The sequence below is a fragment of the Streptomyces sp. NPDC048473 genome, assembly GCF_043200155.1.
Taxonomy (GTDB): domain Bacteria; phylum Actinomycetota; class Actinomycetes; order Streptomycetales; family Streptomycetaceae; genus Streptomyces.
This window is the reverse complement of sequence record NZ_JBICXE010000161.1, coordinates 1-2,148: the sequence shown is the minus strand read 5'-3', so window position 1 is coordinate 2,148 and position 2,148 is coordinate 1. Positions and strand designations below refer to the sequence as shown.

Annotated in this window: 3 protein-coding genes and 1 pseudogene; 1 reads left to right on the top strand and 3 read right to left on the bottom strand. The window is 68.1% G+C overall.

Annotated features, from left to right (window positions below; genetic code table 11):
- The 3 genes and pseudogenes from ACGFU7_RS47920 to ACGFU7_RS47910 all read right to left on the bottom strand — a co-directional run.
- Window positions 1–293 (bottom strand): annotated as a pseudogene (locus tag ACGFU7_RS47920) (IS1380 family transposase); the annotation flags it as partial.
- 32 nt (window positions 294–325) lie between these two features.
- Window positions 326–943 (bottom strand): ISAs1 family transposase, encoded by a 618-nt coding sequence (locus ACGFU7_RS47915; protein ID WP_393705097.1) that lies wholly within the window; start codon window positions 941–943, stop codon window positions 326–328.
- Window positions 832–1,371 (bottom strand): transposase family protein, encoded by a 540-nt coding sequence (locus ACGFU7_RS47910; protein ID WP_393705095.1) that lies wholly within the window; start codon window positions 1,369–1,371, stop codon window positions 832–834. Before ACGFU7_RS47910 ends, ACGFU7_RS47915 begins: the two co-directional genes overlap by 112 nt.
- Window positions 1,372–1,960: 589 nt before the next feature.
- Here ACGFU7_RS47910 and ACGFU7_RS47905 point away from each other — a divergent pair.
- Window positions 1,961–2,148, top strand: a 188-nt coding sequence (locus ACGFU7_RS47905; RefSeq protein ID WP_393705093.1) for a hypothetical protein, incomplete at its 3' end; no start/stop codon positions are given.

Here is a 2,148-nt window from a genome sequence, read left to right as displayed (position 1 = left end):
GACCCGAGGGTGGAGGGCGCGCGCACGCCGGTGAACAGGCGGTCCATCGCCCCGTGCCGCAGCCGGTCCATGTCATCGATGCAGTCCGCCCCGGCCGCCATTCCCGCGCCCAAAGCGATGACCTTCGCGGCCGGGAACGCGCCCACGCCGTCGGCGGTGGCGGGCAGGTGCAGCCGCCCACCGACCAGTTCGGGCAGCCCGCACCGCTCGGCCAGGCGTATCAGGGGCTCCAGGCCGCCGTAGGCGACCAGCGTCGGGTCGTCGAACGCGGCGGAGACCCAGGGCGGCTTCAAGTTCCCGGTAGGAGCGGGCTGTCGGTGATGCCCTAGATCCAGAGGGCGTGTTCGGGTGCGTCTCGGATCGCTCGGGTGGTCTTGGTGATGTTGTCGGCTCCCAGCAGTCGCAGCCTGCCGATGGCCAGGTTCCGTAAGGCGGCCATTGCCCGCGGCGCGTTGCCGGTGTGGACGGTGGAGGCGTCCTCGGCGAAGACCACATCTCTGACGTGGTGGCTGGAATTTTCGATTCCCCAGTGCCCGCGCACGTATCCGCCCAGGTCAGCGGGGCTGGCCTGGTGGGTATCGAGGCTGGTGACGGCGTAGACCGTCTCTCTGGTCTGCCGCCTGCCGCTCTCTTGGCGGCGCCGGTGGATGCGCAAGGCCAGCCGCGCTTCCGGGAAGGCGATCCCGCCCAGGTTCGCCGCGATGGCCATGGTCTTGACCGAGCGGGACTCCCGCCGCCCGTGCCCGGATTCGGAAACGGTGTGCGCCACGGGTACCTGCTCCCATGGCAGGCCCTTGAACTGGGCCGACGCGGTCGGCTGGTTTCCCTTGATCACCGCGATGTAGTGGGCTTTCTTCTCCTGCACCAGCCAGCGCACCTGGTCCTTGACGCTGTGCAGGGCGTCGAAGTTGACCACGGCGCCGGCCAGATTGAGTGGTTCCAGCAGCGGGCGGAAGGCGGCTGTCTCGTTGGTCTTGGCCCCCACCTCCCGCTGGGCTGGGCCAGGGTGACGGTGGGGGCGTGGGTGACGGCGGACAGCAGGTGCCGGTGGCGCTGCTGTCGGTGCGCGGAGCCGGACAGCGCCTTGCCGTCCACCGCGATCGCCGGCCGAGGCGCCGAGCCGGTGGCGTCGACGGCGGTGTGGTCGTGTTCGGCCAGGTAGGCGCCGATCGCGGCGTCCAGGGCATCGCCGTCGAGGGCGGCCAGGAGCCGGGTGAGGGTGGCGTGGGACGGTGCGCGGCGACGTCCGGGCAGGTGGCGGCGGATGCCGAGCAGCTCCAGCACCGTGGTGGTGGCGCGCTGTCCCCACTCGGTGATCTCGGTGATGGTTCGGGCGCCGGAGACGACTGCGCAGGCACAGATCAGCAGCAAGCCGACCAGGGGATACCACCCGCCCGCGACGCGAACGCGGGTCCGGTACGCGCCGGAGGTGGACGCGCAGGCGGCCGGTGTCGTGCTGGTGAAGAGGACTCAGTTTCGCCAGGGCGGCAGGGATCGGTGAAGATGGAGCAGCAGGCACGGGACCTCGATGTGATCAGCTGGCCTAGACACCCTGATGATCACCGGTCTCGTGCCTGTGCTGTTGCCACGTCAACTCCCGCTGGGCGCGGACGATCTACACGATCCCGGAACTTGCAACCGCCCTGGCGGAGACCCCCCGCGGGGGCATAGGAAGATTGCACGTGAGAGATGCCTTGCTGTACTTGCCGGATGGAACCCTGAGAAGTCCCACCTTCGCAGGTCACAAGGAATCTCTTCGTTTCGGACCTCCCGCCCCGCAGACATCAACCGGTGGATCCAGGCTCAGTAAGTCATCGAACTCAGACCATTCAACTCGGCGCGCCAGCCGAGACGTTTTTCACAGCCGGCGGCGGGGCTGAATCTGGTCTGGGGTGGCGAGGAAGTCTCTGGTTGAGTGGGCATGACCGCACGAACACCGCACCAGGGGGCATGAGTTTCAGTGAGCCTTTCTTCGGATTACCCCGACGTACCCGAGTGGAAGCCGAAGCCCGAGGGTTACCAGACAGGGGCCGTAGCCAAATACAAGGGCAATATTTTCCGTGCCGCATTCTGGGCCTCGGAACCGGGGGTGGGGGACCCCAACAAGAACGGCTGGCGCCACTTCGACGAGTTGTACGACCAGACCCC